The sequence below is a fragment of the Pseudomonas sp. GL-B-19 genome (assembly GCF_019956415.1).
In the GTDB taxonomy this organism is placed as follows: domain Bacteria; phylum Pseudomonadota; class Gammaproteobacteria; order Pseudomonadales; family Pseudomonadaceae; genus Aquipseudomonas.
In genome coordinates this window covers 19,462-40,028 of record NZ_JAHBDK010000027.1, presented here as the reverse complement: position 1 = coordinate 40,028, position 20,567 = coordinate 19,462, and the positions used below count along the sequence as shown (strand labels likewise).

Genomic DNA, 20,567 nt, shown 5'->3' with positions numbered 1-20,567 from the left:
CATGCCATTGAATGAAATTCTGACTGTTTACCCAGCGTTCTTCGTGACCCTCGCATTAGTGGTGGGCCTGGTCGTGGGCAGCTTCCTCAATGTGGTGATCTGGCGCCTGCCGAAAATGCTCGACCGCGAATGGCGGCTACAAGCCCATGACGTGCTGGGTGTACCACCCGAAGCACCCGGCCCGACCTACAATCTGATGCTGCCCCACTCCCATTGCCCGCAGTGCGACCATCGAATTCGCGCATGGGAAAACATCCCGGTGCTCAGTTATCTGTTTTTACGGGGGCGATGCTCGAACTGCGCCGCACCTATCGGCAAGCGCTATCCGCTGACCGAACTGACTTGTGGCCTGCTCTCGGCGTTTATCGCCTGGCATTTCGGTTTCGGGTGGCAGGCCTGCATGGTGTTGGTCCTGACCTGGGGCTTGCTGGCGATGAGCCTGATCGACGCCGAGCACCAACTGCTGCCGGACGTGCTGGTACTGCCGCTGTTATGGCTGGGGTTGATCGTCAACAGCTTCGGGGTCTTCGTATCATTACATGAAGCTCTTTGGGGGGCGGTGGCCGGGTACATGGCGTTGTGGTCGGTTTTCTGGCTGTTCAAGCTGCTTACCGGAAAAGACGGTATCGGCCACGGTGATTTCAAGTTACTGGCCATGCTCGGGGCGTGGGGTGGCTGGCAAATTCTGCCGCTGACGATCCTGCTGTCATCGCTCGTGGGCGCCATTCTCGGGGTGATATTGTTGCGTCTGCGCAACGCAAAAACCTCGTCGCCAATCCCCTTCGGCCCCTATCTGGCGATTGCCGGCTGGATTGCCTTGCTCTGGGGTGGTCAAATAACCGACTTCTATTGGCAGTTTGTCGGTTTGAAATGAATACCCCTGTGGAAAAACCCTGGATTCTCGGCCTGACCGGCGGCATCGGCAGCGGCAAAAGCGCGGCCGCCCAACACTTCATCGACATGGGCATCCACGTCGTGGACGCCGATCACGCGGCGCGCTGGGTGGTGGAACCGGGTCGCCCGGCGCTGACCGCCATCGCCGAACACTTCGGACCTGGTGTGCTGCAAGCCGACGGACAACTGGATCGTGCGGCCCTGCGCGCATTGATCTTTGAAGTGCCGGAGGAACGCCGGTGGCTCGAAGGCTTGTTGCATCCGTTGATCGGTGAAGAAATCGCTCACAATCTGGCCAAGGCACAATCGCCTTACGCGATTCTGGTTTCGCCGCTGCTGATCGAGTCCGGGCAGACCGCCATGACTCAACGCGTCCTAGTAATCGATGCCCCGCAACAGTTACAAATCGAACGCACCTTGCAGCGTGACCAGACCACTGAACAACAGGTCCAGGCGATCCTCAAGGTCCAGACCAGCCGCCAGGACCGCGTGAGCCATGCCGACGATGTGGTGGTCAACGACCGCGACCTCGCCTGGCTGCACAGCGAGGTCGAACGCCTGCATCACTTTTACCTTACTTTGCGTGGAGGCCAGTCATGAGCCAGACCCCAACCGTCCAATGCCCAACCTGTGGCGCTCCTGTTGAATGGAGTGCCGAGAACACCTTCCGGCCGTTCTGCTCGGATCGCTGCAAACTGATCGATCTCGGGGCATGGGCATCGGAAGAACACAAGATTCCGGTCAGCCCGGACGCCGAGGACGACCTGTTCAGCGAAGACTTCGAACCGCGTCACTGAGGTTCAAGGCCGCATAAAACCGTAGTCCTGGTCGTCATCGAGGTTTTCCGCGAGAAAACGCAACTCGTCGGCCAGGTCTTCGGTACTGCGCACTGCCTTGCTTTGCTCTACTACCGCGCTGAGCAAGGCGCGCAGGCTCAAGCCCGGATCAAACCCCACCTCCTGCGCCCCATCCAGACTCTGACGCAACTCCTGCCTCGCCCACTCGTACACACTCATACCGATGCTCCTGAAGGTTTTGTCGAGCATGAATTCGTCGATGAAGTGCCGATGTGATGTGGATCAAGACTTCGGATCGTCGTCTTTCCAGGGGGCCGAAAGGTAGCGCGTGCGATTGAACGTCTCCAGCCATTCTGGGCAAAACACCACCAGCGCGCTGACGATCATGCCGTTGATGAACGCTTCCGGAAAAATCAGCAGCCACAGATAGCCGACAAAATCTTCCAGCCAATACGGCATGGCAAAACGTTCGTCGAACCACAGCACCCACAACGCCAGCAGCAGGCACAACAACGCCGACAGCGCCGCCGCAAAAAAACCGGAACAAAAGATATACACAAAGAGGTTACGCGGCTGCGCCCGCTCCACCCGGATGGCGATGCACTCAGTGACCAGCACCGGCAGTAAAATCAGCAGCGCCCCGTTTACGCCAACGGCGACCAGGTCCTGACGCCCGAGCAACACCAGCCCGAACTGCGCAATCAAGCCGCCGATGATCGCCAACGGCCAATCCAGCAGCAGGGTCACGGCTGTCATGCCGATGAAGTGATAAGACACGCCAGTGTCGAAATCCCGCCGCACCAGCCACAGCATAAACAGCGCGAACACCGTGCCAAACAGCAAATGCTGGCGGCGGCTGTCTGTGAATAGCTCAACCCAGGGCGTGCGCCAGATGGCCCAGAGCAGCACAGGCACATAGATCAGCCAGCCGACCGTCAGCGTCTGCGGTGACAGCAACTCGGCACCAATCATGGTCGGGCCTTCTCTAGCGCCTCATGTAGCTGCGCGGCCGTGGCATATTCGTGTTGTGCCAACAATTGGCCGTCCTTGAGTTGCAGCCACAGTACTTTGTCCTCAGCCCCGGGGTAGCGCTGCGCCACACGCCCCTCACGGTCCAGCATTACCCGGTAGGAATAATCGCGCATGGCCGGAATGGCAAACATCTTCGCAATCAACCGTGGCATGCGCTGGATGTCCGCTAAAAATACGACGTGCCGCGCCTCCAGATAGCCTTTTGGCTGGCCTTGCAGTGCAGCCTCTACCAGTTTGGCGGCGTCCATACTTCGCGCCACCAGCAGCGTCCGAGCCTGATTATCTAGCGTGAACGCCTGGTCGTACTGATCGAGCAAGGTCCAGGGCGCCAGTCGCTCGCCCACTTCCAGTGCCTGGGCCCACAAGGGCAGAAAACTGAGCAGCAACACCGGCCAATATTTCACCTTCAACCCCTTGTCCTATCGCTTCTGCATGATGGCCATCAGTCTACACCGCCCTTTCAGACTGCCCAGTGACGTCCATTGCCGGTAAACGCTTTCTGCTTGTCGCATTTGAACGCTAAGCTTGGGCCTATGGATGACTCAGATTATTTACGCCTGCTGACCATCGCGGCCGAGCAAGCCAACGCGTTCCTGTCCAATGCCCGCAAATGGGAGCGTGAGCGTTGGGTGTGCCAGCGCCTGCTGCAAGGCTTGAACATTCCCTACCGCGCCGACGAGTTCGCCCCGGCCGGCGAGCCGCCGGACGTATTGTTTCGGGAGGCGAATTTCGAGGTGTTCTTCGTGCTCGATGAGGGCCGGCGACTGAACGACGAATGGCGCGACGAACTGCAACGTCGGCGCAGTGCGTTTTCCCTGAGTCAGTTAGTGCGACGCGAAGCCAAACCCAAACGCATCCCCGCCAATGAGTTTTTGCTGAGACTGGCGCCGACCTTGCGCAAAAAAGCGCACAACTACAAAGAACGTGGCATGGACCTGGGGGAGCTCGACATCATCGCCTTCGCCAGCCTCAAGCGCGAAGTGCTGGACCTCAACAGCCATTTTCCACCGCCGACCGAATACCTGCGCCAGGGCTGGCGTTCGCTGTCACTGGTCGGCCCGACGTTCGCCCGGGTGCTGTTCGCGCACCCGGATGCACCGGACTTCTTGCGCAGTAATCTGGGGCGCAGCATCGTCTTCGATGTCGGAATCAGCCTGTGAGCCCATTGCAGGAATTGATCGCGCAAGTCCCGCAAACCGGCCGCGTACGCTGGATCGGCGTGCGCCCCGAACCTCACGTACCGATGATCGAACTGGATGCCGTGGAAGCGCGACTCGAAGCCGGTTTGACCGGCGATCAAGCCCGCCCTGGCGTGCGTAACGCGCGGCAGGTGACGTTGATTCAGTGGGAGCATCTGGCGGTGATCAGTTCGTTGATGGGCCGCACGGACGATCAGCCGGTATTACCTAATGATTTGCGGCGCAACCTCGTTATCAGCGGTATCAACCTGTTCAGCCTGAAGGGTCGGCGCTTCCGGATCGGTCAGGCGATTTTCGAAACCACCGGCTGGTGCCAGCCTTGTGCGCGCCTTCAAAACAACCTCGGCCCCGGGACTTTTCAGGCCGTGCGCGGACATGGCGGAATCACCACCCGAGTGATACAAAGTGGAATCATTCGCCTGGACGACACGGTGAGCGTCGAGCCTGTCCCGGACAGCGGCTATGCTCCGTTCAACGTTCGTTAACTCAGCCTGTAGCTTCTACACATTCAGCAACGTCTACTGACGAGGCCTTTATGACCAGCCGCCTGAACCCCGACGACCAAAAGCATGTCGAAGAGTACCTGCACTTGTCCCAGCACCGAGTCGAGCGCCGTCCTTTCCGGCCGTGGATGCTCCTGGTGGTGGTACTGGCAGTGACCATTGGTCTGGGCCTGTTGAGCCGATTTATCAGTTACCTGACGCTATGAGCAGCATCGCGCTCGCTCGGTTGACTGCACCGATTTCTTTTAGCCTTGCGAGATATCCCCATGACTCATCGTATTGTCATCGTTGGCGGCGGCGCCGGCGGTCTGGAGTTGGCTACCCGTCTGGGTAAGACTCTGGGCAAGCGCGGCACGGCCAGTGTGATGCTGGTCGACGCGAACCTGACCCACATCTGGAAACCGCTGTTGCACGAAGTGGCGGCCGGGTCGCTGAACTCCTCCGAAGACGAACTCAACTATGTTGCCCAGGCCAAATGGAACCACTTCGAGTTCCAGCTGGGGCGCATGAGCGGGCTCGATCGCACGCAGAAAAAAATCCAGCTGGCCGCCACTTACGACGAAGCCGGTCTGGAACTGGTGCCCGCCCGCGAAGTGGGTTACGACTCGCTGGTGATTGCCGTCGGCAGCACCACCAACGATTTCGGCACCCAAGGCGCGGCGCAGCACTGCCTGTTCCTCGACACGCGCAAACAGGCCGAGCGTTTCCACCAGCAACTGCTCAACCACTATCTACGCGCCCATGCCGGGCAAACCGACAAAGTCGAACAGATCAGCGTGGCCATCGTTGGTGCCGGCGCTACCGGCGTTGAACTGGCCGCCGAGCTGCACAACGCTGCGCATGAACTGGCCGCTTATGGTCTGGATCGGATCAAACCGGAAAACATGCACATCACCCTGATCGAAGCCGGGCCACGGGTATTGCCTGCCCTGCCGGAACGTATCGGCGGGCCTGTGCATAAAACCCTGGAGAAACTCGGGGTCAACGTCATGACCAATGCCGCGGTCAGTGAAGTCACGGCCGACAGCCTGATCACCGCCGATGGCAAAGTGATCAACGCCAGCCTGAAAGTCTGGGCCGCCGGGATTCGGGCTCCGGGTTTCCTCAAGGACATCGACGGTCTGGAAACCAACCGCATCAACCAGCTGCAAGTGCTGCCAACCCTGCAAACCACCCGCGACGAGAACATCTTCGCCTTCGGCGATTGCGCGGCCTGCCCGCAACCGGGCACTGATCGCAATGTACCGCCGCGTGCCCAGGCGGCGCACCAGCAGGCTTCGTTGCTGGCCAAATCGCTGAAGCTGCGGATCGAAGGCAAGGCGTTGCCGGAGTACAAGTACACCGATTACGGCTCGCTGATCTCGCTGTCGCGTTTTTCGGCTGTGGGTAACTTGATGGGCAACCTGACCGGTAGTGTGATGCTGGAAGGCTGGCTGGCGCGGATGTTTTATGTGTCGCTGTACCGTATGCACCAGATGGCGCTGTATGGCGCGTTTCGTACGGCGATGCTGATGCTGGGCAGCAAGATCGGGCGCGGAACTGAACCGCGACTCAAGCTGCACTGACACACATCCAACTGCGGGAGCGAGCCTGCTCGCGAAGAGGCCATTACATTCAACCTCTGTGTTGACTGTTACACCGCCTTCGCGAGCAGGCTCGCTCCCACATTTTTTAGTCATCAACGTATAAATCTGTGTCTCACTGTATCTCCCCCCGCGTTTTTGCCCCTTCGATTACAAACTCCCCCCTTGCGCGACACAGTAGCGATACACCACTCCCGCTAAATGGCCACACCCGAGCAAGGCACCACGCCTGCGCAGGTTTATCGCCGCACTTACGTGGCAACCCGTTATCAAGCGGTTGTGTCGTGCAACCCAGGAGAATTGAAATGTCCCGTACCACCAAAAACACTATCGGTCTGCTTGGCGCTGTTTTGGCCGGTGGCATGATGTTGACCGGCTCCGTATTCGCTTCGCAGCCGTTGACTCAAGGCTATCTGCTGGCCTCGGCTGAACAGGTGGTGAAAACCCCTGAAGGCAAATGCGGTGAAGGCAAGTGTGGCGATGCATCGATGGCCAAAACCGACACCGATGACGACGGTAAAGTTTCCCGTGCGGAATTCCTGAAAGTCGCGCCGAAGTCCAATTTCGACAAGATCGACACCAACCATGACGGTTTTATCGACGAGCAAGAGGCTTACAACAACGTGAAAGCCAATTTCGAAGCCAACGGCAAGAAAATGCCAAAAGGTTTGTTCGAGCACCTGAAAGACCAAGACGGCGCCTAAGCCTCTGAGTACCACGCCCCGCTTTCTCCACCGAGAAGCGGGGCTTTTTTTCGGCAGACAAAAAAAATCCCCGTATCTTTCGATACGAGGATTTTTAATATGGTCGGGGTAAGGGGATTCGAACTCCTGACATCCTGCTCCCAAAGCAGGCGCGCTACCGGACTGCGCTATACCCCGGTAAAAAAAAGGCGACCTTTACAAGTCGCCTTCTTCGATCAGCGCTTTTGGCCTCTGATCTTAAGATTCGATTCCAGCGTTAACTGGTTTCAAAAATGGTGGGTCGTGTGGGATTCGAACCTACGACCAATTGGTTAAAAGCCAACTGCTCTACCAACTGAGCTAACGACCCAAAAATGGTCGGGGTAAGGGGATTCGAACTCCTGACATCCTGCTCCCAAAGCAGGCGCGCTACCGGACTGCGCTATACCCCGGTTTGAAATTGGCTCCGTGACCAGGACTCGAACCTGGGACCCAATGATTAACAGTCATTTGCTCTACCGACTGAGCTATCACGGAACTACATATTTCAATTTACAACGGTGAAGCTTTTTGCGTTCTCTTCGACCCGTTCGCATCGCTGCGTTCGTGTGTCTGAGGCGCGCTATTCTACAATCTTCAGAACCTCTGTCAACCCCCTAAATTGCTTTCAAGTTAATGATTTGCAACTTATTTTGGATTCCTGCTTGGGGAGCGGAAACCCTGGCGGGTGACTTACTGCGGGGCGCACTTTACAAGCCTTTTCCTTAGAGTTCAACAGCCTGGCGAAAAAAAGGCCTCGCAATGCGAGGCCTCATCAGTTTTGTTGCCTGGATGGGTCAGACGAATACGATTTCGTCGTTCTCCACCACACCCTTGGCGGTCTCGCCGGGCATGAAACGACCCGACAGAATCAACTGAGCCAGCGGATTTTCGATCCAGCGCTGAATCGCTCGTTTGAGCGGACGTGCGCCGTACACAGGGTCGTAACCCACCGCGATCAGCTTATCCATGGCCTCAGGACTCAGCTCCAGTTTCAGCTCACGCTCGGTCAGACGACTGCGCAGGCGTCCCAACTGGATCTCGGTAATGCCTGCGATCTGATCCCGCGCCAATGGCTCGAAGATCACCACTTCGTCGACCCGGTTGATGAACTCCGGCCGGAAGTGGGTGGAAATCGCATCCATCACCGCCGCACGCTGCGCTTCACGATCACCGACCAGTTCCTGGATCTGCACCGAACCCAGGTTAGACGTCATGACGATCACGGTATTCTTGAAATCCACCGTGCGGCCATGGCTGTCAGTCAAGCGGCCATCTTCCAGCACTTGCAGCAAGATGTTGAACACATCCGGGTGGGCCTTCTCGACCTCGTCCAGGAGGATCACCGAGTAAGGCTTGCGACGCACCGCCTCGGTCAGGTAACCGCCCTCTTCATAGCCCACGTACCCTGGTGGCGCACCGATCAGTCGGGCCACGGAATGTTTCTCCATGAATTCGGACATGTCGATCCGCACCATCGCCTCTTCGGTATCAAAGAGGAACTCGGCCAGTGCCTTGCACAGCTCGGTTTTACCGACACCGGTCGGGCCGAGGAACATGAACGAACCACTTGGGCGATTCGGGTCAGACAACCCGGCCCGCGAACGGCGCACCGCGTTGGAAACCGCGATCACCGCTTCGTCCTGACCAATCACACGCTGGTGCAACAGGCTTTCCATCTTCATCAGTTTGTCGCGCTCGCCTTCGAGCATTTTCGACACGGGGATACCGGTCCACTTCGACACGACTTCAGCGATTTCTTCTTCAGTCACCTTGCTGCGTAGCAACTGGTTTTCGCTTTTGCCGTGCTGATCAACCATTTGCAGGCTGCGCTCCAGGTCCGGGATCACCCCGTATTGCAGCTCGGCCATGCGGTTCAGGTCGCCTTTACGGCGTGCGGCTTCCAGCTCCTGACGGGACTGTTCGATTTTCTGCTGGATCTGCGCAGAACCCTGGACTTCGGCTTTTTCCGAATTCCAGATTTCTTCGAGGTCCGAGTACTCACGCTCAAGGCGTCCGATTTCTTCCTGGAGTTTTTCCAGGCGTTTGATCGCCGCTTCGTCGCTTTCTTTCTTCAGCGCCTGCGATTCCACCTTCAACTGAATCAGGCGACGCTCAAGACGGTCGAGCACTTCAGGCTTGGAGTCGATCTCCATCCGAATACGGCTGGCCGCTTCGTCGATCAGGTCGATGGCCTTGTCCGGCAACTGGCGATCAGTAATGTAGCGATGACTGAGCTTGGCTGCGGCGATGATGGCGCCGTCGGTGATCGCCACCTTGTGGTGAACCTCATAACGCTCTTTGAGGCCACGCAAAATCGCGATGGTGTCTTCTTCGCTCGGCTCGTCCACCAGTACTTTCTGGAAGCGCCGCTCGAGGGCTGCGTCCTTCTCTATATATTGGCGGTACTCGTTGAGCGTGGTCGCGCCGACGCAATGCAGCTCGCCACGAGCCAGGGCAGGCTTGAGCATGTTGCCCGCATCCATCGAGCCTTCGCCTTTGCCAGCGCCGACCATGGTGTGCAGTTCGTCGATGAACAGAATGATCTGCCCTTCCTGCTTCGACAGCTCGTTGAGCAGCGACTTCAGGCGCTCTTCAAACTCACCGCGATACTTGGCGCCGGCAATCAGCGCCCCCATGTCGAGGGACAGCAGGCGCTTGCCTTTCAGGCCATCCGGCACTTCGCCATTGATGATGCGCTGGGCCAGGCCCTCGGCGATGGCGGTTTTACCCACGCCAGGCTCGCCGATCAGCACCGGGTTGTTCTTGGTACGGCGTTGCAGGACCTGAATGGTCCGGCGAATTTCATCGTCACGGCCGATCACCGGATCGAGCTTGCCTTCTTCGGCACGCTTGGTCAGGTCGACGGTGTATTTATCCAGTGCCTGGCGCGACTCCTCGTGGTTGGCGTCGTTGACCGCTTCGCCGCCACGCAGGTTATTGATCGCGTTTTCCAGGGCTTTCTTGCTCACGCCCTGCCCCAGCAACAACTTGCCGAGTTTGCTGTTTTCGTCCATGGCAGCGAGCAGCACCAGCTCGCTGGAGATGAACTGGTCGCCCTTCTGCTGGGCCAGGCGATCAGCCTGATTGAGCAGGCGCGCCAGGTCCTGCGACATGTTCACGTCGCCGGTCGGGTTCTGGATTTTCGGCAGCTGGTCGAGCTCTTTGGTCAGCTCTTTACGCAGGCTGTTGACGTCGAAACCGACCTGCATCAGCAGGGGTTTGATCGAGCCGCCCTGCTGTTCAAGCAAGGCCTGCATCAAGTGCGCCGGCTCGATGCCGGGATGGTCGAGGCCGACAGCCAGGGATTGGGCGTCGGATAGTGCTAACTGCAATTTGCTGGTTAAACGATCTATACGCATGGGTCACCTTCCTTTTGAGCAGGCCGGACCTATAAAACATCCTGAATGAAGAAACCTGCCAGATACCGCTATAGATGCGGTCGATTCCGGGAGTTTCAAGCGTCGTGATGTTGATGCAGATCAGCTCAGTCTAGCGTTCAAGCCAAATGAGGGAGGCAAACCGACCAGTGCGAGGGCTGCGGCGGTAAGAAAAGAAGCGCGGATCGGTCACGGTGCAGAAACCGCCGCCATAAATAGCAGTGACACCGCGAGCAGCCAGACGCAAACGCGCCAGCTCGTAGATGTCGGCCATAAATTTCCCGGCGTTTTGGCTTGGCACAAAAGCTTTGGCCGCGTCGGGTAATTGCTGCACGAAGATTTCGCGCACTTCCGGGCCGACTTCAAAGGCTTGCGGGCCAATGGCCGGGCCGAGCCAGACCAGCACGTCTTCTGCCGGTACGGCCAACGCGTCGAGGGTCGCTTCCAGCACCCCCGCCGCCAACCCGCGCCAACCGGCGTGCGCCGCTGCAACGCGGGTGCCGGCACGGTCGCAAAACAGCGCTGGCAAACAGTCAGCCGTCATCGCCGCGCAGGCGATACCGGGCGTGGCCGTCCAGCTGGCGTCAGCGGTGGCTACCAGGCTTGGATCCGCATGGGCCACGGCGATGCCGTGAACCTGTTGCAGCCAGGCTGGTTGAATAGAGAAATGATCGGTGAGGCGACGGCGGTTCTCGGCCACAGCGTCGGGGCTGTCGTCGACATGATCGCCGAGGTTGAGGCTGTCGAACGGCGTCAGGCTGACGCCGCCCGCACGGGTGGTCACACAGGCTTTCACCCCGGCAGGCGCAGGCCAGTCGGGAATCAGCCAGTCACTCATCCGATGAACGCCTCACGGTCTTGCTTGAGCAGGGTCAGCAACCAGACGAAATCGTCCGGCAATGGTGATTCCCAGCTCATGCGCTTACCGGTGGTCGGGTGATCCAGCTCCAGGAACCGCGCATGCAGGGCCTGACGCGGGAACGCCTTCAACGATTCGACCATGGTCACACTGGCTGCCGGCGGAATACGGAAGCGACCGCCGTAGGCAGGGTCTCCGACCAACGGGTAGTTGATGTGAGCCATGTGCACACGAATCTGGTGGGTACGACCGGTTTCCAGCTTCACCCGCACGTGAGTGTGGGAGCGGAAACGCTCGAGCACGCGATAGTGGCTGACGGCTTGCTTGCCACCTTCCATCACCGCCATGCGCTGGCGTTGCTGGCCGTGACGACCGATGGGCGCGTTGATCTTGCCACCCGCTGTCACCACACCGATCACGATGCATTCGTAGATCCGGCTTACGCTGCGGCTCTGCAATTGAGTGACAAGCTGTGTCTGCGCCTGAATGGTCTTGGCCACCACCATCAGACCGGTGGTGTCCTTGTCCAGGCGATGCACGATACCGGCACGGGGCACATTAATAATGTCCGGCACGTGGTGCAGCAAGGCGTTGAGCAAGGTGCCATCAGCGTGACCGGCAGCCGGATGCACCACCAGACCCGCAGGTTTGTTGATCACCAGGATGTCGTCATCTTCATAGACGATGTCCAGCTCGATGTCTTGAGCGATCCATTCGCCCTGAGCTTCCTGCTCGGCAGTCAGTTCAAGAATGGCGCCACCGTGAACGATGTCTCGCGGGCGGATAACCGCCCCATCCACAGTCAGGCGGCCGTCTTTGATCCAGGCGGAAAGGCGCGAGCGCGAGTGCTCAGCGAATAATTGTGCGGCGACTTGATCGAGGCGTTGGCCGCCCAATTCGGACGGCACCTCTGCGCGGAGTTCAATTTTATCGGACATGCTCAGACTAGGCGTCGGCACAGCTTTTGGTTTCAGCTGCGCGCTTGTGGTTAAATACGGCGTCTTTTGCCCCGAGGCTACACAACGGGGCGCTCATCATAACAGGACGGCCCCGCCCAAGACAGCGGCCGTCATAGGGACGCAAGCCGCCATGCAAGTGAAACACCTGCTGCTGATCGCCATCCTCGCATTGACCGCTGCTTGCTCATCGAAGGAAGTCGTAGACGAAAACCTTAGCGAAGTAGAGCTGTACCAGCAGGCTCAACAAGATTTGGACAAGAGTAGCTACACCAGCGCCATTGCCAAGCTGAAGGCTCTGGAGTCGCGTTATCCGTTCGGTCGCTACGCTGATCAGGCTCAACTGGAGCTCATCTACGCGAACTACAAAAACACCGAGCCAGAAGCTGCCAAGTCGGCCGCCGAGCGTTTCATTCGCCTGCACCCGCAGCACCCGAACGTGGATTACGCCTACTATATGAAAGGTCTGACGTCCTTTGATCAGGACGTTGGCCTGCTGGCGCGCTTCCTGCCACTGGACATGACCAAGCGTGATCCGGGTGCCGCTCGCGACTCCTTCAACGAGTTCGCCCAGCTGACTAGCCGCTTCCCGAACAGCCGCTACTCGCCAGACGCCAAGCAGCGCATGATTTACCTGCGCAACTTGCTGGCGGCCTACGAGATTCACGTTGGCCACTATTACCTGACCCGTCAGGCCTATGTCGCCGCTGCGAACCGTGGCCGTTACGTGGTGGAAAACTTCCAGGATACCCCGTCCGTCGGTGACGGCCTGGCGATCATGACTGAAGCCTACCAGCGTATGCATCTGGACGAGCTGGCGGCCACCAGCCTCGAAACCCTGAAGCTCAACTACCCGACCAACCCAAGCCTGGAAGACGGTCAGTTCAAGCCTTCGGTTGCCGAAGCTGACAACCGCTCGTGGATGAGCAAGGCCACACTGGGCCTGATCGAGTCCCGCCCACCACTGCCGCCGGGTGAAACCCGTGCCAACCAGGACGTGCAGAGACAGTTCCAGGATGCCAAGGAAGCGATTCCGAGCGAACTGAAGCCTAAAGATGGAAGTGGCGACGCAGTCGAAGAAGAGCAACACGAGTCCGAAGGCAACAACAGCGACCGCTCGTGGTTCAGCTACATGACCTTTGGCGTGTTCGACTGACACCGCCGGTTGTACAAAAAGGAGCCTTGCAAGGCTCCTTTTTTGTGGGCGTGATGATTACGCTGTGCGCTTGGCATCACCTTGGCTAAACTGCTGAATCACTCGTCATAAAGCTGCTCACCATGCTCCGTTTACTGTTCTGGATCGCCCTGATTGCCGCTGCGGTATGGTTCTGGCGCAAGTTCAAGGGCTCGGCTTCCGCCCCCAGGTCCTCCGCCGAGCTGGAGGCTGCTCCGATGGTCCGCTGCGCCCATTGCGGCGTACACCTGCCCCGCGACCGCGCGCTGAGCCTTCAACAACAGTGGTATTGCAGCCAGGCTCACCTTGAGCAAGGCCCGGGCCCTGGTGGTCGCTGAGACGCCCAGTCCCGGCGACAAACAGGCCCAGCGACTGCTGCGCCTTTATCACTTCTACCGCTTAAGCGTCGGCATCACTCTGGTGTTGTTGATGACCAGCAACCTCGACAACGGGTTGCTGGCGTTCGCCAATGACGACCTGCTGCGCAGTGGCAGCTGGTTGTACCTGGTGCTGAATATTCTGCTGGTGGTGTTTCTGGAAAACACCCGACGGCCGGCGCAGCTGTTCAGCCTCGCGCTGGTCGACGTCTTGCTGCTCTGCGGTTTGTTTTACGCCGCTGGCGGAGTGGCCAGTGGCATCGGCAATCTATTGATCGTGTCAGTGGCCATCGGCAATACCCTGCTGCGTGGACGTACCGGCCTGTCAATCGCCGCAGTCGGCGCACTGGGCATCGTCGGTTTGAGTTTCCTCCTGAGCTACAGTCACCCGGCCAGTCCCAACGATTACCTGCAAGTCGGCACGCTCGGCGCGCTGTGTTTTGCCGCGGCATTGCTGGTGCAAGGCCTGACAAGACGCTTGGAAGTCAGCGAACACCTCGCCGAACAGCGGGCCAGCGAAGTGGTGGGGCTCGAAGCACTCAATGCGCTGATCCTGCAACGCATGCGCACGGGCATTCTGGTGCTCGACGAGCAGCGGCGGGTGCTACTGGCCAATCACAGCGCATTGACTTTCCTGGGGCACAAAGCCCTCGACGGACAGCTGATCGATGATTTTTCGCCAATGCTGGCCGAACGTCTTCAGCTGTGGCTAAACAATCCGACCCTGCGCCCGCAAAACCTGAAAATCGCTGGCAACGGCCTGGAGCTGCAACCCGGTTTCATTGCCCTGAACCAAAGCCCCAACCACCAGATCCTGGTTTTTCTCGAAGACCTCGCTCAGGTCGCACAACAAGCACAGCAACTAAAACTCGCCGCCCTCGGTCGACTGACGGCGGGTATTGCCCATGAAATCCGCAATCCACTGGGCGCCATCAGTCATGCCGCGCAATTGCTGCGCGAATCCGAGGAACTCAAGGGGGCAGATCGGCGTCTGACCCAGATTATTCAAGACCACTCTCAGCGAATGAATCGGGTTATCGAAAACGTCCTGCAACTGTCCCGCCGCCAGCAAACCGTACCGCAACGGCTCGATCTGAAGCCGTGGCTGGAAAGGTTCGTCGCCGAAACCCGTGAGGGCACGACCGAGGGTCAGCACATTCACTTGCGTATAGGCTCAGGCGACTTCAACACCTTGATGGACCCGATCCAGCTCACCCAGGTTCTGGACAATTTGTTGCGCAATGCCTGGCGCCATAGCGCCCTGAATCACGACGCGGCCCAAGTCTGGCTCGAGTTGTTTGTTGATGCCGACACCCAGTTACCGATGCTCGAAGTGGTGGACAACGGCCCCGGCGTGGCGCCGGACCAGCAGGTGCATTTGTTCGAACCGTTTTTTACCACCAGTAGCCAAGGCACGGGCCTGGGGCTTTATCTGTCCCGTGAGCTGTGCGAAAGCAATCAGGCCCGCCTAGACTTCAAACCACGCCAAGGCGGCTGCTTTCGCATTACTTTTGCCCACGGACGGAAACAAAGTTGAACATGAGCCCACGGCCCAAAGTCCTGATCGTCGACGACGAACCGGATATCCGCGAACTCCTCGAAATCACCCTGGGACGGATGAAACTCGATACCTTCAGTGTCCGCAACCTGGGCGATGCCCAAGCCTTGTTGGCCCGGGAATCCTTCGATCTGTGCCTGACCGACATGCGCCTGCCCGACGGCACCGGCCTTGAGCTGGTGCAGCACATCCAGCAGCGTTACGCGCAAGTGCCGGTGGCGATGATCACCGCCTACGGCAGTCTCGAAACAGCGATCAACGCACTCAAGGCCGGCGCCTTCGACTTCCTGACCAAACCGGTCGACCTCACTCGGCTGAGAGAACTGATCACCAGCGCCCTGCGCTTGCCTGCACCGGGCGAGGCCAGCACGGCCATTGATCGCCGGCTACTGGGCGACTCCCTGCCCATGCGCAGCCTGCGCAAACACATCGACAAACTCGCGCGCAGCCAGGCGCCGGTCTACATCAGCGGCGAGTCCGGCAGTGGCAAAGAATTGGTCGCCAGACTGATCCATGAGCAAGGACCGCGAGCCCATCAACCCTTCGTCCCGGTCAACTGTGGGGCGATTCCGTCAGAGTTGATGGAAAGCGAATTCTTCGGGCATCGCAAAGGCAGTTTCAGTGGCGCCATCGAAGACAAACCCGGACTGTTCCAGGCCGCCCATGGCGGCACGCTATTCCTCGATGAAGTCGCGGATTTGCCTTTGGCCATGCAGGTCAAACTGCTGCGTGCGATTCAGGAAAAAACGGTTCGCCGGGTGGGCGAACAACAGGAAACGGTGGTCGATGTGCGCATCCTTTGCGCCACCCACAAAGACCTCGATGCCGAAGTCTCTGCTGAACGATTTCGCCAGGATCTGTACTACCGCCTCAACGTGATCGAACTGCGGGTTCCCTCATTGCGCGAACGCCGTGACGACATCGAACCACTGGCCAGCCATGTGCTCAAGCGCTTGGCAGCCGGCAGCGGCCAACCCGCCGCAACGCTCCTCCCACAGGCCCTGGACGCACTGAAAAATTACCGTTTTCCGGGCAATGTTCGAGAGCTGGAGAACGTGCTTGAACGGGCTCATACCTTGTGTGAAAACAAGCAGATTGAAGCCTGCGACCTGCGACTGGCCGAAGGGAATTGCACCGCAGAGACCGGCGTGCCGGACCTGACGCAGATCGACAATCTGGAAGATTATCTGGAAAACGTCGAGCGCAAAGTCATCCTCCAGGCGCTGGAGGAAACCCGCTGGAACCGCACGGCGGCGGCTCAGCGGCTGAGTCTTTCGTTCAGATCGATGCGTTACAGGCTCAAGAAGTTAGGGTTGGATTGAGGGCCCCTTCGTCGGAACGCCGCCCGGCGCCGGCTCGCTCCCACAGGGAGTTTGCGTCGTTCACAGATTAACTGTGGGAGCGAGCCTGCTCGCGAAGCGATCTGATAAACGACACACATCTAGCAGTCAGATCCGCCCCGTCGGCGCATACGGCGCAGGATCAATAATCGGCTCGCGGCCCAGCATCACGTCGGCAAACAACTGACACGACGCCGGCGCCAGCACCAGCCCATTGCGGTAATGCCCGCAATTGAGCCAAAGGCCTTCAAACCCTGGCACCTGACCGATGTAAGGAATGCCTTCAGGCGACCCCGGCCGCAATCCGGCCCAATGCCCGACCACTTCGGCATCCGCCAATGCCGGAATCAACTCCTCCGCCGACGCCTTCAGGCTTTCCAGCGCCGAATCGGTCGGCGTCTTGTCGTAGCCTTCATGTTCCAGCGTACTGCCAATCAGAATGTGCCCGTCGCGCCGGGGAATCGCATAACGTCCCTTGGCCAGTACCATGCTCGGCAAAAAATCCGCCGCGCACTGGTACAGAATCATTTGCCCTTTTACCGGTTCGACCGGTAGTTCCAGACCCAGGCTTTTCAGTAAATCCCCACTCCAGGCGCCGGCGGTCAGCACCACTTGATCACCAGCAATGGCACCCGTCGCAGTCTGCACACCGACGATTTGATCACCCTCACGAATGAACCCGCTGACTTCGCACTGCTCGTGGATCGTCACATTCGGCAGCGCCAGCAACGCAGCCTTCAGCGACTTCACCAGCCGTGGATTGCGCACATTGGCCACATCGGCCATGTACACCGCCCGCGAAAAACCTGCGCCCAACACCGGCACTGCATCGTGTACCGCAGAGATATCCACAGCACGCAGCGGACGATTCTCGCGCTTGGCCCAAGCCAGCGCCTCAGCCTCGTCATCCAGATCCAACCAGTACAGACCGGTAGTGTGAACCTCAGGGTCAACCCCGGTCGCAGCGAACAATCGCTCACCGAGCTGTGGATAAAAATCCTGGGACCAATGCGCCAACGCGGTGACTGCCGGGTTGTAGCGCCACGGGTACAACGGCGAAACAATCCCGCCACCGGCCCATGACGACTCCTGCCCGACGTTCGAACGATCCAGCAGCACAACGCTGTGCACTTCGGACGCGAGATTGAACGCCGTCAGCAGCCCAATCACGCCGCCGCCGACAATCACCACTTGCTGTTGCCTGGTCATGTTCAGATCCAACCGTTAAATAGACAGAGGGCGCAAATGACGCCCAAAACGAAACTCAGCCACCCCAGCAATCCTTGGCGGTCAACCCGTCTGTTGCATTGACCATGCTTCTGACACCGGTATTGGAGAGGGTGAAATCCCCGCACTTGTCGGTGGCCATACTCGTACCGGACTTGCGCACCGCTGTCAGCAGGAAGGTCTGGTCAGTGAGGGTCGGGGTAATGGTGTAATAGTCATTGCCGGCGCTCAGGCCAGTTGCTTCGGTGTAGACATTCTTCTGGGAGTAGTACCGTTCAAGAATCTGCGCCTGCTCCGATAACACTCCGGCAATTTCGCTGCGCCGGCCCTTATTCAGGTATTCGGTGAAGCTCGGGGCGGCAATGGTGATGACGATCCCAATGATCGCAATCACGATCATGATTTCGATCAGGGTAAAACCTCGGTTGGATCTACGCATGCCTCAACTCTCACTTACTGTATTTGTCGCCACATGATGCGACGGCTGCCGCCGCCGGTTTTTTCCACCACTGGGGTGATCACGTCTCCGGAATCATTTCCGGGGATGTCATTGGCAATGCCATCGGAGGCCGGATTATCGCCGATATAGATCACCCCGCTGGAAATTGCGTCGGGATTATCGACCACGCCATCGCCATTGCCGTCGAGCATCTTAACGCTGAACGCTTCGGGCAGCTTCAGGCAGATTGCCGTCAACCCCTGTCTGTCGCGATAGAAACCGTACCAATTGCCAGCGGCCAGACATCGACGTTTACTCGGGGTGGGCGGGTCCGGCGACGTAAAACAATAGGCCGGCATCGACAGGCACAGCAGCAACCCAACGCCATACCACCTCAGTCGCCATGTAATGTGGCGCTTAGTACTTCGCATAAATACTCTCCACGACACTGCGCGAGTTGCCCGCGATGCCGACGGCGGTCACCCGGTAAAGCGTCGCCGAGGTATTGCTCGGCACATTGACGGCGGTGAGCGTGGTGCCAATGTTCTGTACCCCGTAAAAGCCGCTGCCGGAAGCGATCCACGTCACGCCAGAACTGGCGTTGCGGCCGGCGGTAGTGAGGGTCGTGGCCTCGGCCGGCGGTGCGCACTGGCTGCAAACCGGCAATGAATAAGTGTCGAGTTGCACTGCGCTTTCACCCACGCGCAACGCGGCTTCTGCGCCCTGGAACGACTGGTTGCGCAAGCTCACGCTGCCGGCCATTTTTTCCTGCAGGGTGGCGTTCTGCATCGAAGACAGGCCGATCAACGTCAGCAACAGCAGAAACACCAGGCTGACCAGCAGCGCCATCCCGCGTTGAGCGTGAGATGTCATGACGGCTCTCATGGCAAGCGGTTGCGCAAGGCGGCAACCACGCTGAAGGTTTGGTTGTGTACCCGGTTGTTCGGGTCCGCGAGGGTCAGACTCAGCCGTACGCTGCGAATCCGTGCCGGGTCTGACGGGTTGCTGCTGTAACTGGAGGCGGCCACACCGGTGGCCGAACTGGCGAGGCCGAAGCTTACGTTGAAAGCCTCCACGTGGTTCACCAGCACGTACTGGGTGGGCGTGCCGACGCCGGCCCCCATCAGTACCTGGTTATTTTTGAAGCTGTAGATCAAGCGCCGTATCGGAAACGCCAGAAACCCCGTCGCGGGTTTGCGCAAGCCGGTGTACGCCGTCGCCGAGTTTCGGCAGTCAGAAATGACCGTCCAGGCTGGCACTCCGCCCGCGCCGCCGACATCCGCCGTCACCAGGGTCAGCTTGCGGTTGGCGTTGTCCCAACTGATGGGCGTTATCTGACTGGCGTTGAAATCACCCGCATCACTTGAGTCAGTAATGGCCCCCAGACAGCCGAACATGCCGACCATGCGGATTTCCTGGATCATCTTGCTCAATACAAATCGCGCGTCTTCCTGCATGGCGGCGGAGGCGTTCTGGCTGACGTAGGTATTTTTAGCCGCGATGAAAATCTGCACGACGCCCAGTACTACGATCAGACTCAACGCCAGCGCAATCAGCAACTCGATCAAACCGAACCCTCGGCTGGAGCGGCTCATGGCGTGGACACCGGGTCGACCGTGGCGCGACTGGTCAAGACGAAACTGCGGCGCGAATTGGCGGTATTGGCGGCGCGCGAGTCATCCCAGGTGATGGTGATGGTGTAGACCCGCTGGTTCAACGCCACACTGCCGGTGGCCGTCGCGCCGCCGAAATTGACGATGTTGGTGGTGAAATCGTAGAGATCCTGATCGCGGGCGACACTCTGGTTGCCCGAGGTCGGCGGCGTGACGGTGTAATCAGCGCCGGAATTGGCGCGGATGCGGTCCATCATGTCATAGGCGATAAAACTGGCCTGGCTGGTCATCCGTGAACTGTCGGTGTACTTCAGCGCATTGAGCTGAATCGCCGCCGCCCCCAATAGCCCCACCGTCAGTATCAACAACGCAACCAAGACTTCGATCAGCGTCATGCCCTCCTGTGCACGCTTGCTCCATCCCCTCATCCGCAACTTCCACCCAATAGAATTCGTCCGTTCAAACACACATTCAGCGTCCTGCTTTGCGTCCCCCGTACATAGTTGATAACCACGGCAGTCGACGGTGCCGACAAACCGCCCAGGTTGTTGAAGTCCAGCGCGGTCACTCCTGAGGTTAGCGTCAGGGTGGCGCCGCTGCTCGTCGCTGGAACAACCCGCAATACATTGGCCGGTGTGCCAGTACCGTCATAGACCGTCAATTCACCGGTCCAAACGCTGTCACCGGCTGTCGGGCGGACTCGAGTGGTGATGCCACGGTTGATGGCCTCCAGTCGGGCGAAGTTGAGTCCGCGCTGCAAGTCGCCGATTTCTGTATCGGCCCTGGTGGTTTGCACCGAACGGGTAAACGCCGGCACCGCCAGGGTGATCAAGATCAGAAACACCGCGAGCGCAATCAGCAGCTCGATCAGCGTGAAACCTTTTGTACGATGATCCATCGGTGCCCTCAGTTGC

At 59.0% G+C, this 20,567-nt stretch carries 25 protein-coding genes and 4 tRNA genes; 12 read left to right on the top strand and 17 right to left on the bottom strand.

Annotation, left to right across the window (positions count from 1 at the left end; all coding sequences use genetic code 11):
* Position 1: 1 nt before the first annotated feature.
* Genes KGB06_RS11530 through yacG form a run of 3 tightly spaced genes read left to right on the top strand, consistent with a single transcriptional unit; the run spans position 2 to position 1,691 of the window.
* Complete coding sequence (locus KGB06_RS11530; RefSeq protein ID WP_223515613.1) at positions 2–874, top strand: prepilin peptidase; 873 nt, start codon at positions 2–4, stop codon at positions 872–874.
* Positions 871–1,494, top strand: a complete 624-nt coding sequence (gene coaE / locus KGB06_RS11525) for a dephospho-CoA kinase (RefSeq protein ID WP_223515611.1) — start codon at positions 871–873, stop codon at positions 1,492–1,494. The genes KGB06_RS11530 and coaE overlap by 4 nt, the downstream gene beginning before the upstream one ends.
* Entirely contained in the window at positions 1,491–1,691 is a 201-nt protein-coding gene (gene yacG / locus KGB06_RS11520; protein ID WP_007942299.1) for a DNA gyrase inhibitor YacG, read from the top strand. Before coaE ends, yacG begins: the two co-directional genes overlap by 4 nt.
* A gap of 3 nt (positions 1,692–1,694) precedes the next feature.
* Here the strand turns inward: yacG and KGB06_RS11515 are convergent, their stop codons facing one another.
* The 3 genes from KGB06_RS11515 to KGB06_RS11505 form a co-directional block, all read right to left on the bottom strand.
* Complete coding sequence (locus KGB06_RS11515; protein WP_223515608.1) at positions 1,695–1,910, bottom strand: hypothetical protein; 216 nt, start codon at positions 1,908–1,910, stop codon at positions 1,695–1,697.
* Positions 1,911–1,973: 63 nt separating this feature from the next.
* The gene (locus tag KGB06_RS11510; protein WP_223515605.1) at positions 1,974–2,663 is read right to left on the bottom strand and encodes an energy-coupling factor ABC transporter permease; all 690 of its coding nucleotides are present in this window, start codon (positions 2,661–2,663) and stop codon (positions 1,974–1,976) included.
* Positions 2,660–3,127 (bottom strand): FAD/FMN-containing dehydrogenase, encoded by a 468-nt coding sequence (locus tag KGB06_RS11505; protein WP_223515602.1) that lies wholly within the window; start codon positions 3,125–3,127, stop codon positions 2,660–2,662. Before KGB06_RS11505 ends, KGB06_RS11510 begins: the two co-directional genes overlap by 4 nt.
* Before the next feature lie 129 nt (positions 3,128–3,256).
* Between KGB06_RS11505 and KGB06_RS11500 the strand changes: the two genes are divergently transcribed.
* From KGB06_RS11500 to KGB06_RS11480, 5 genes are all read left to right on the top strand, one after another.
* On the top strand, positions 3,257–3,883 hold the full coding sequence (locus KGB06_RS11500) for a DUF1780 domain-containing protein (protein ID WP_007942303.1): 627 nt from the start codon (positions 3,257–3,259) through the stop codon (positions 3,881–3,883).
* A complete protein-coding gene (locus tag KGB06_RS11495; RefSeq protein ID WP_223515599.1) occupies positions 3,880–4,407 on the top strand; it encodes an MOSC domain-containing protein in 528 nt (175 codons plus the stop codon). Before KGB06_RS11500 ends, KGB06_RS11495 begins: the two co-directional genes overlap by 4 nt.
* A gap of 50 nt (positions 4,408–4,457) precedes the next feature.
* Positions 4,458–4,631, top strand: a complete 174-nt coding sequence (locus KGB06_RS11490; protein ID WP_008028730.1) for a DUF3094 domain-containing protein — start codon at positions 4,458–4,460, stop codon at positions 4,629–4,631.
* Between the two features lie 60 nt (positions 4,632–4,691).
* Positions 4,692–5,990: an NAD(P)/FAD-dependent oxidoreductase gene (locus KGB06_RS11485; protein WP_223515596.1), complete on the top strand. Its 1,299-nt coding sequence runs from the start codon at positions 4,692–4,694 to the stop codon at positions 5,988–5,990.
* Between the two features lie 323 nt (positions 5,991–6,313).
* Positions 6,314–6,712: an EF-hand domain-containing protein gene (locus KGB06_RS11480; protein WP_223515593.1), complete on the top strand. Its 399-nt coding sequence runs from the start codon at positions 6,314–6,316 to the stop codon at positions 6,710–6,712.
* A 100-nt stretch (positions 6,713–6,812) separates the two neighbouring features.
* Here KGB06_RS11480 and KGB06_RS11475 read toward each other — a convergent pair.
* The 7 genes from KGB06_RS11475 to rluD all read right to left on the bottom strand — a co-directional run bounded on the left by KGB06_RS11475 (position 6,813) and on the right by rluD (position 11,907).
* Positions 6,813–6,889, bottom strand: a tRNA-Pro gene (locus KGB06_RS11475).
* 96 nt (positions 6,890–6,985) lie between these two features.
* A tRNA-Lys gene (locus tag KGB06_RS11470) sits at positions 6,986–7,061 on the bottom strand.
* 5 nt (positions 7,062–7,066) lie between these two features.
* Positions 7,067–7,143 (bottom strand) — tRNA-Pro (locus KGB06_RS11465).
* A 9-nt stretch (positions 7,144–7,152) separates the two neighbouring features.
* A tRNA-Asn gene (locus KGB06_RS11460) sits at positions 7,153–7,228 on the bottom strand.
* Between the two features lie 299 nt (positions 7,229–7,527).
* On the bottom strand, positions 7,528–10,092 hold the full coding sequence (clpB, locus tag KGB06_RS11455) for an ATP-dependent chaperone ClpB (protein WP_223515590.1): 2,565 nt from the start codon (positions 10,090–10,092) through the stop codon (positions 7,528–7,530).
* 130 nt (positions 10,093–10,222) lie between these two features.
* Entirely contained in the window at positions 10,223–10,948 is a 726-nt protein-coding gene (pgeF, locus tag KGB06_RS11450; RefSeq protein WP_223515587.1) for a peptidoglycan editing factor PgeF, read from the bottom strand.
* Entirely contained in the window at positions 10,945–11,907 is a 963-nt protein-coding gene (gene rluD, locus KGB06_RS11445) for a 23S rRNA pseudouridine(1911/1915/1917) synthase RluD (protein ID WP_007942311.1), read from the bottom strand. The genes pgeF and rluD overlap by 4 nt, the downstream gene beginning before the upstream one ends.
* Positions 11,908–12,058: 151 nt before the next feature.
* On the opposite strand from rluD, the gene KGB06_RS11440 reads away from it, so the two are divergent.
* The 4 genes from KGB06_RS11440 (at position 12,059) to KGB06_RS11425 (ending at position 16,356) form a co-directional block, all read left to right on the top strand.
* Entirely contained in the window at positions 12,059–13,081 is a 1,023-nt protein-coding gene (locus KGB06_RS11440) for an outer membrane protein assembly factor BamD (protein WP_223515569.1), read from the top strand.
* Between the two features lie 122 nt (positions 13,082–13,203).
* Positions 13,204–13,437, top strand: coding sequence for a PP0621 family protein (locus KGB06_RS11435; RefSeq protein WP_223515567.1), 234 nt, complete (start codon positions 13,204–13,206; stop codon positions 13,435–13,437).
* Positions 13,427–15,013 carry a sensor histidine kinase gene (locus KGB06_RS11430; RefSeq protein WP_223515710.1) on the top strand — a complete coding sequence of 529 codons (1,587 nt, stop codon included), beginning with the start codon at positions 13,427–13,429 and terminating at the stop codon, positions 15,011–15,013. The genes KGB06_RS11435 and KGB06_RS11430 overlap by 11 nt, the downstream gene beginning before the upstream one ends.
* 2 nt (positions 15,014–15,015) lie before the next feature.
* The gene (locus KGB06_RS11425; RefSeq protein ID WP_223515564.1) at positions 15,016–16,356 is read left to right on the top strand and encodes a sigma-54-dependent transcriptional regulator; all 1,341 of its coding nucleotides are present in this window, start codon (positions 15,016–15,018) and stop codon (positions 16,354–16,356) included.
* A 126-nt stretch (positions 16,357–16,482) separates the two neighbouring features.
* Here the strand turns inward: KGB06_RS11425 and thiO are convergent, their stop codons facing one another.
* Genes thiO through KGB06_RS11390 form a run of 7 tightly spaced genes read right to left on the bottom strand, consistent with a single transcriptional unit; the run spans position 16,483 to position 20,551 of the window.
* Positions 16,483–17,583: a glycine oxidase ThiO gene (gene thiO / locus KGB06_RS11420; RefSeq protein ID WP_223515561.1), complete on the bottom strand. Its 1,101-nt coding sequence runs from the start codon at positions 17,581–17,583 to the stop codon at positions 16,483–16,485.
* Positions 17,584–17,638: 55 nt separating this feature from the next.
* Positions 17,639–18,040 (bottom strand): type IV pilin protein, encoded by a 402-nt coding sequence (locus KGB06_RS11415; protein WP_223515558.1) that lies wholly within the window; start codon positions 18,038–18,040, stop codon positions 17,639–17,641.
* A gap of 14 nt (positions 18,041–18,054) precedes the next feature.
* On the bottom strand, positions 18,055–18,417 hold the full coding sequence (locus KGB06_RS11410; protein ID WP_223515555.1) for a hypothetical protein: 363 nt from the start codon (positions 18,415–18,417) through the stop codon (positions 18,055–18,057).
* 40 nt (positions 18,418–18,457) lie between these two features.
* Complete coding sequence (locus KGB06_RS11405) at positions 18,458–18,913, bottom strand: PilX N-terminal domain-containing pilus assembly protein (protein WP_223515552.1); 456 nt, start codon at positions 18,911–18,913, stop codon at positions 18,458–18,460.
* An 8-nt stretch (positions 18,914–18,921) separates the two neighbouring features.
* A complete protein-coding gene (locus KGB06_RS11400; RefSeq protein ID WP_223515536.1) occupies positions 18,922–19,635 on the bottom strand; it encodes a PilW family protein in 714 nt (237 codons plus the stop codon).
* Complete coding sequence (gene pilV, locus KGB06_RS11395; protein WP_223515533.1) at positions 19,632–20,081, bottom strand: type IV pilus modification protein PilV; 450 nt, start codon at positions 20,079–20,081, stop codon at positions 19,632–19,634. The genes KGB06_RS11400 and pilV overlap by 4 nt, the downstream gene beginning before the upstream one ends.
* Complete coding sequence (locus KGB06_RS11390) at positions 20,078–20,551, bottom strand: GspH/FimT family pseudopilin (RefSeq protein WP_223515530.1); 474 nt, start codon at positions 20,549–20,551, stop codon at positions 20,078–20,080. Before KGB06_RS11390 ends, pilV begins: the two co-directional genes overlap by 4 nt.
* Positions 20,552–20,567: the final 16 nt, after the last annotated feature.

Excerpts from the sequence above, each read along its gene's own strand:
- KGB06_RS11490 (WP_008028730.1), top strand. The coding sequence starts at position 4,458 with ATGACCAGCCGCCTGAACCCCGACGACCAAAAGCATGTCGAAGAGTAC.
- KGB06_RS11480 (WP_223515593.1), top strand. The coding sequence starts at position 6,314 with ATGTCCCGTACCACCAAAAACACTATCGGTCTGCTTGGCGCTGTTTTG.
- yacG (WP_007942299.1), top strand. The coding sequence starts at position 1,491 with ATGAGCCAGACCCCAACCGTCCAATGCCCAACCTGTGGCGCTCCTGTT.
- KGB06_RS11415 (WP_223515558.1), bottom strand. The coding sequence starts at position 18,040 with ATGCGTAGATCCAACCGAGGTTTTACCCTGATCGAAATCATGATCGTG.
- KGB06_RS11405 (WP_223515552.1), bottom strand. The coding sequence starts at position 18,913 with ATGACATCTCACGCTCAACGCGGGATGGCGCTGCTGGTCAGCCTGGTG.
- KGB06_RS11510 (WP_223515605.1), bottom strand. The coding sequence starts at position 2,663 with ATGATTGGTGCCGAGTTGCTGTCACCGCAGACGCTGACGGTCGGCTGG.
- rluD (WP_007942311.1), bottom strand. The coding sequence starts at position 11,907 with ATGTCCGATAAAATTGAACTCCGCGCAGAGGTGCCGTCCGAATTGGGC.
- clpB (WP_223515590.1), bottom strand. The coding sequence starts at position 10,092 with ATGCGTATAGATCGTTTAACCAGCAAATTGCAGTTAGCACTATCCGAC.
- pgeF (WP_223515587.1), bottom strand. The coding sequence starts at position 10,948 with ATGAGTGACTGGCTGATTCCCGACTGGCCTGCGCCTGCCGGGGTGAAA.
- KGB06_RS11390 (WP_223515530.1), bottom strand. The coding sequence starts at position 20,551 with ATGGATCATCGTACAAAAGGTTTCACGCTGATCGAGCTGCTGATTGCG.
- KGB06_RS11440 (WP_223515569.1), top strand. The coding sequence starts at position 12,059 with ATGCAAGTGAAACACCTGCTGCTGATCGCCATCCTCGCATTGACCGCT.
- KGB06_RS11515 (WP_223515608.1), bottom strand. The coding sequence starts at position 1,910 with ATGAGTGTGTACGAGTGGGCGAGGCAGGAGTTGCGTCAGAGTCTGGAT.
- KGB06_RS11435 (WP_223515567.1), top strand. The coding sequence starts at position 13,204 with ATGCTCCGTTTACTGTTCTGGATCGCCCTGATTGCCGCTGCGGTATGG.
- coaE (WP_223515611.1), top strand. The coding sequence starts at position 871 with ATGAATACCCCTGTGGAAAAACCCTGGATTCTCGGCCTGACCGGCGGC.
- pilV (WP_223515533.1), bottom strand. The coding sequence starts at position 20,081 with ATGAGGGGATGGAGCAAGCGTGCACAGGAGGGCATGACGCTGATCGAA.
- KGB06_RS11485 (WP_223515596.1), top strand. The coding sequence starts at position 4,692 with ATGACTCATCGTATTGTCATCGTTGGCGGCGGCGCCGGCGGTCTGGAG.
- KGB06_RS11425 (WP_223515564.1), top strand. The coding sequence starts at position 15,016 with ATGAGCCCACGGCCCAAAGTCCTGATCGTCGACGACGAACCGGATATC.
- KGB06_RS11530 (WP_223515613.1), top strand. The coding sequence starts at position 2 with ATGCCATTGAATGAAATTCTGACTGTTTACCCAGCGTTCTTCGTGACC.
- thiO (WP_223515561.1), bottom strand. The coding sequence starts at position 17,583 with ATGACCAGGCAACAGCAAGTGGTGATTGTCGGCGGCGGCGTGATTGGG.
- KGB06_RS11400 (WP_223515536.1), bottom strand. The coding sequence starts at position 19,635 with ATGAGCCGCTCCAGCCGAGGGTTCGGTTTGATCGAGTTGCTGATTGCG.
- KGB06_RS11500 (WP_007942303.1), top strand. The coding sequence starts at position 3,257 with ATGGATGACTCAGATTATTTACGCCTGCTGACCATCGCGGCCGAGCAA.